The following is a 5,422-nucleotide window of genomic DNA, read 5'->3' as shown; positions in this document are numbered from 1 at the left end:
TGAAGCGAATCGAAGGTGCAAGCGGTTGAGTTTGAAAAGAAATTTTCGAAATCGCTTGACGGAAGATGAGGGTGCTGTAAGATGCGCGCCTCGGTTGAGACGAAAGACTTAACCAACTGTTCTTTAACAACTGAATCAAGCAATTCGTGTGGGTGCTTGTGATGTAAGACTGGTAGTCAACAGATTATCAGCAACACAAGTAACACTCGTGAATTCGAGAGTTTATTTGCGATTGCTGAGCCAAGTTTAGGGTTTTCTCAAAACCCAAGCAGTATTGAACTGAAGAGTTTGATCATGGCTCAGATTGAACGCTGGCGGCAGGCCTAACACATGCAAGTCGAGCGGATGAGTGGAGCTTGCTCCATGATTCAGCGGCGGACGGGTGAGTAATGCCTAGGAATCTGCCTATTAGTGGGGGACAACGTTTCGAAAGGAACGCTAATACCGCATACGTCCTACGGGAGAAAGCAGGGGACCTTCGGGCCTTGCGCTAATAGATGAGCCTAGGTCGGATTAGCTAGTTGGTGAGGTAATGGCTCACCAAGGCGACGATCCGTAACTGGTCTGAGAGGATGATCAGTCACACTGGAACTGAGACACGGTCCAGACTCCTACGGGAGGCAGCAGTGGGGAATATTGGACAATGGGCGAAAGCCTGATCCAGCCATGCCGCGTGTGTGAAGAAGGTCTTCGGATTGTAAAGCACTTTAAGTTGGGAGGAAGGGTTGTACGTTAATACCGTGCAATTTTGACGTTACCGACAGAATAAGCACCGGCTAACTCTGTGCCAGCAGCCGCGGTAATACAGAGGGTGCAAGCGTTAATCGGAATTACTGGGCGTAAAGCGCGCGTAGGTGGTTCGTTAAGTTGGATGTGAAAGCCCCGGGCTCAACCTGGGAACTGCATCCAAAACTGGCGAGCTAGAGTACGGTAGAGGGTGGTGGAATTTCCTGTGTAGCGGTGAAATGCGTAGATATAGGAAGGAACACCAGTGGCGAAGGCGACCACCTGGACTGATACTGACACTGAGGTGCGAAAGCGTGGGGAGCAAACAGGATTAGATACCCTGGTAGTCCACGCCGTAAACGATGTCAACTAGCCGTTGGGTTCCTTGAGAACTTAGTGGCGCAGCTAACGCATTAAGTTGACCGCCTGGGGAGTACGGCCGCAAGGTTAAAACTCAAATGAATTGACGGGGGCCCGCACAAGCGGTGGAGCATGTGGTTTAATTCGAAGCAACGCGAAGAACCTTACCTGGCCTTGACATGCTGAGAACTTTCCAGAGATGGATTGGTGCCTTCGGGAACTCAGACACAGGTGCTGCATGGCTGTCGTCAGCTCGTGTCGTGAGATGTTGGGTTAAGTCCCGTAACGAGCGCAACCCTTGTCCTTAGTTACCAGCACCTCGGGTGGGAACTCTAAGGAGACTGCCGGTGACAAACCGGAGGAAGGTGGGGATGACGTCAAGTCATCATGGCCCTTACGGCCAGGGCTACACACGTGCTACAATGGTCGGTACAAAGGGTTGCCAAGCCGCGAGGTGGAGCTAATCCCATAAAACCGATCGTAGTCCGGATCGCAGTCTGCAACTCGACTGCGTGAAGTCGGAATCGCTAGTAATCGTGAATCAGAATGTCACGGTGAATACGTTCCCGGGCCTTGTACACACCGCCCGTCACACCATGGGAGTGGGTTGCACCAGAAGTAGCTAGTCTAACCTTCGGGAGGACGGTTACCACGGTGTGATTCATGACTGGGGTGAAGTCGTAACAAGGTAGCCGTAGGGGAACCTGCGGCTGGATCACCTCCTTAATCGACGACATCAGCTTCTTCATAAGCTCCCACACGAATTGCTTGATTCATTGCGAAAGACGATTGGGTCTGTAGCTCAGTTGGTTAGAGCGCACCCCTGATAAGGGTGAGGTCGGCAGTTCGAATCTGCCCAGACCCACCAATTGTTGTGGGGTAAGGCCTTGTAGGTATATGGGGCCATAGCTCAGCTGGGAGAGCGCCTGCCTTGCACGCAGGAGGTCAGCGGTTCGATCCCGCTTGGCTCCACCATTACAGCGTCTGTGTAGAGTTCAGAAATGAGCATTCCTGGTGACAGTTGAATGTTGATTTCTGGTCTTTGGCCAGTAAGAAAATCGTTCTTTAAAAATTTGGGTATGTGATAGAAGTGACTGATTGGCTGCTTTCACTGGCAGTTAATCAATCAAGGTAAAATTTGCGTGTTCTCAATTGCAAATTTTCGGCGAATGTCGTCTTCACGTTAGAGACAATAACCAGATTGCTTGGGGTTATATGGTCAAGTGAAGAAGCGCATACGGTGGATGCCTTGGCAGTCAGAGGCGATGAAAGACGTGGTAGCCTGCGAAAAGCTTCGGGGAGTCGGCAAACAGACTTTGATCCGGAGGTGTCTGAATGGGGGAACCCACCTAGCACAAGCTAGGTATCATGCACTGAATACATAGGTGTATGAGGCGAACCAGGGGAACTGAAACATCTAAGTACCCTGAGGAATAGAAATCAACCGAGATTCCCTTAGTAGTGGCGAGCGAACGGGGACTAGCCCTTAAGTTGATTTGAGATTAGCGGAACGCTCTGGAAAGTGCGGCCATAGTGGGTGATAGCCCTGTACGCGAAAATCTCTTTTCAATGAAATCGAGTAGGACGGAGCACGAGAAACTTTGTCTGAATATGGGGGGACCATCCTCCAAGGCTAAATACTACTGACTGACCGATAGTGAACCAGTACCGTGAGGGAAAGGCGAAAAGAACCCCGGAGAGGGGAGTGAAATAGAACCTGAAACCGTATGCGTACAAGCAGTGGGAGCCTACTTTGTTAGGTGACTGCGTACCTTTTGTATAATGGGTCAGCGACTTATATTCAGTGGCGAGCTTAACCGAATAGGGGAGGCGTAGCGAAAGCGAGTCTTAATAGGGCGTTTAGTCGCTGGGTATAGACCCGAAACCGGGCGATCTATCCATGGGCAGGTTGAAGGTTAGGTAACACTGACTGGAGGACCGAACCGACTACCGTTGAAAAGTTAGCGGATGACCTGTGGATCGGAGTGAAAGGCTAATCAAGCTCGGAGATAGCTGGTTCTCCTCGAAAGCTATTTAGGTAGCGCCTCGTGTATCACTGCTGGGGGTAGAGCACTGTTTCGGCTAGGGGGTCATCCCGACTTACCAAACCGATGCAAACTCCGAATACCAGCAAGTGTCAGCACGGGAGACACACGGCGGGTGCTAACGTCCGTCGTGAAAAGGGAAACAACCCAGACCGTCAGCTAAGGTCCCAAAGTTATGGTTAAGTGGGAAACGATGTGGGAAGGCTTAGACAGCTAGGAGGTTGGCTTAGAAGCAGCCACCCTTTAAAGAAAGCGTAATAGCTCACTAGTCGAGTCGGCCTGCGCGGAAGATGTAACGGGGCTCAAACCATACACCGAAGCTACGGGTTCATCCTTTGGATGAGCGGTAGAGGAGCGTTCTGTAAGCCTGTGAAGGTGAGTTGAGAAGCTTGCTGGAGGTATCAGAAGTGCGAATGCTGACATGAGTAACGACAATGCGAGTGAAAAACTCGCACGCCGAAAGACCAAGGTTTCCTGCGCAACGTTAATCGACGCAGGGTGAGTCGGCCCCTAAGGCGAGGCAGAAATGCGTAGTCGATGGGAAACGGGTTAATATTCCCGTACTTCTAGTTACTGCGATGGAGGGACGGAGAAGGCTAGGCCAGCAAGGCGTTGGTTGTCCTTGTTTAAGGTGGTAGGCAGAGTGCTTAGGTAAATCCGGGCGCTTAATGCCGAGAGCTGATGACGAGTTGTCTTTTAGACGACGAAGTGGTTGATGCCATGCTTCCAGGAAAAGCTTCTAAGCTTCAGGTAACTAGGAACCGTACCCCAAACCGACACAGGTGGTTAGGTAGAGAATACCAAGGCGCTTGAGAGAACTCGGGTGAAGGAACTAGGCAAAATGGCACCGTAACTTCGGGAGAAGGTGCGCCGGTGAGTGTGAAGGGTTTACCCCGTAAGCACATGCCGGTCGAAGATACCAGGCCGCTGCGACTGTTTATTAAAAACACAGCACTCTGCAAACACGAAAGTGGACGTATAGGGTGTGACGCCTGCCCGGTGCCGGAAGGTTAATTGATGGGGTTAGCTAACGCGAAGCTCTTGATCGAAGCCCCGGTAAACGGCGGCCGTAACTATAACGGTCCTAAGGTAGCGAAATTCCTTGTCGGGTAAGTTCCGACCTGCACGAATGGCGTAACGATGGCGGCGCTGTCTCCACCCGAGACTCAGTGAAATTGAAATCGCTGTGAAGATGCAGTGTATCCGCGGCTAGACGGAAAGACCCCGTGAACCTTTACTATAGCTTTGCACTGGACTTTGAGTTTACTTGTGTAGGATAGGTGGGAGGCTTTGAAGCGTGGACGCCAGTTCGCGTGGAGCCATCCTTGAAATACCACCCTGGTAACCTTGAGGTTCTAACTCTGGTCCGTTATCCGGATCGAGGACAGTGTATGGTGGGTAGTTTGACTGGGGCGGTCTCCTCCTAAAGAGTAACGGAGGAGTACGAAGGTGCGCTCAGACCGGTCGGAAATCGGTCGTAGAGTATAAAGGCAAAAGCGCGCTTGACTGCGAGACAGACACGTCGAGCAGGTACGAAAGTAGGTCTTAGTGATCCGGTGGTTCTGTATGGAAGGGCCATCGCTCAACGGATAAAAGGTACTCCGGGGATAACAGGCTGATACCGCCCAAGAGTTCATATCGACGGCGGTGTTTGGCACCTCGATGTCGGCTCATCACATCCTGGGGCTGAAGCCGGTCCCAAGGGTATGGCTGTTCGCCATTTAAAGTGGTACGCGAGCTGGGTTTAGAACGTCGTGAGACAGTTCGGTCCCTATCTGCCGTGGACGTTTGAGATTTGAGAGGGGCTGCTCCTAGTACGAGAGGACCGGAGTGGACGAACCTCTGGTGTTCCGGTTGTCACGCCAGTGGCATTGCCGGGTAGCTATGTTCGGAAAAGATAACCGCTGAAAGCATCTAAGCGGGAAACTTGCCTCAAGATGAGATCTCACTGGGATCTTGAATCCCCTAAAGGGCCGTCGAAGACTACGACGTTGATAGGCTGGGTGTGTAAGCGTTGTGAGGCGTTGAGCTAACCAGTACTAATTGCCCGTGAGGCTTGACCATATAACACCCAAACAATTTGTTGTTTGTGTGCTCGATGGTTGAAGTCGACAACAAACCGAAAGTTTGCAAGACACGCAATACCCAGACATCACATACCCAATTCGCTGCAGCGGCTAAACCCCGAAGCAGCAACCGAATTGCTTGACGACCATAGAGCGTTGGAACCACCTGATCCCATCCCGAACTCAGTAGTGAAACGATGCATCGCCGATGGTAGTGTGGAGCTT

2 tRNA genes, 2 rRNA genes and 1 other annotated feature are annotated in these 5,422 nt (G+C 51.5%); all 4 genes read left to right on the top strand.

The window, feature by feature from the left end:
- Positions 1 to 276 precede the first annotated feature (276 nt).
- The 4 genes from N5C28_RS23845 (at position 277) to N5C28_RS23830 (ending at position 5,195) form a co-directional block, all read left to right on the top strand.
- Positions 277 to 1,812 (top strand): 16S ribosomal RNA (locus N5C28_RS23845).
- Positions 1,813 to 1,877: 65 nt separating this feature from the next.
- Positions 1,878 to 1,954: transfer RNA gene (locus N5C28_RS23840), tRNA-Ile, on the top strand.
- Positions 1,955 to 1,985: 31 nt separating this feature from the next.
- A tRNA-Ala gene (locus tag N5C28_RS23835) sits at positions 1,986 to 2,061 on the top strand.
- Between the two features lie 242 nt (positions 2,062 to 2,303).
- Positions 2,304 to 5,195, top strand: a 23S ribosomal RNA gene (locus tag N5C28_RS23830).
- The 16S and 23S rRNA genes sit together here with 2 tRNA genes alongside, the layout of an rRNA operon.
- Before the next feature lie 140 nt (positions 5,196 to 5,335).
- Positions 5,336 to 5,420 (top strand) — a sequence feature (5S ribosomal RNA rRNA prediction is too short).
- The last annotated feature ends 2 nt before the right edge of the window (positions 5,421 to 5,422 follow it).

The sequence above is a fragment of the Pseudomonas sp. GD03944 genome (genome assembly GCF_029839275.1).
GTDB lineage: Bacteria > Pseudomonadota > Gammaproteobacteria > Pseudomonadales > Pseudomonadaceae > Aquipseudomonas.
The sequence above is the reverse complement of the archived record's forward strand: the minus strand, read 5'-3'. Positions and strand labels throughout refer to the sequence as shown.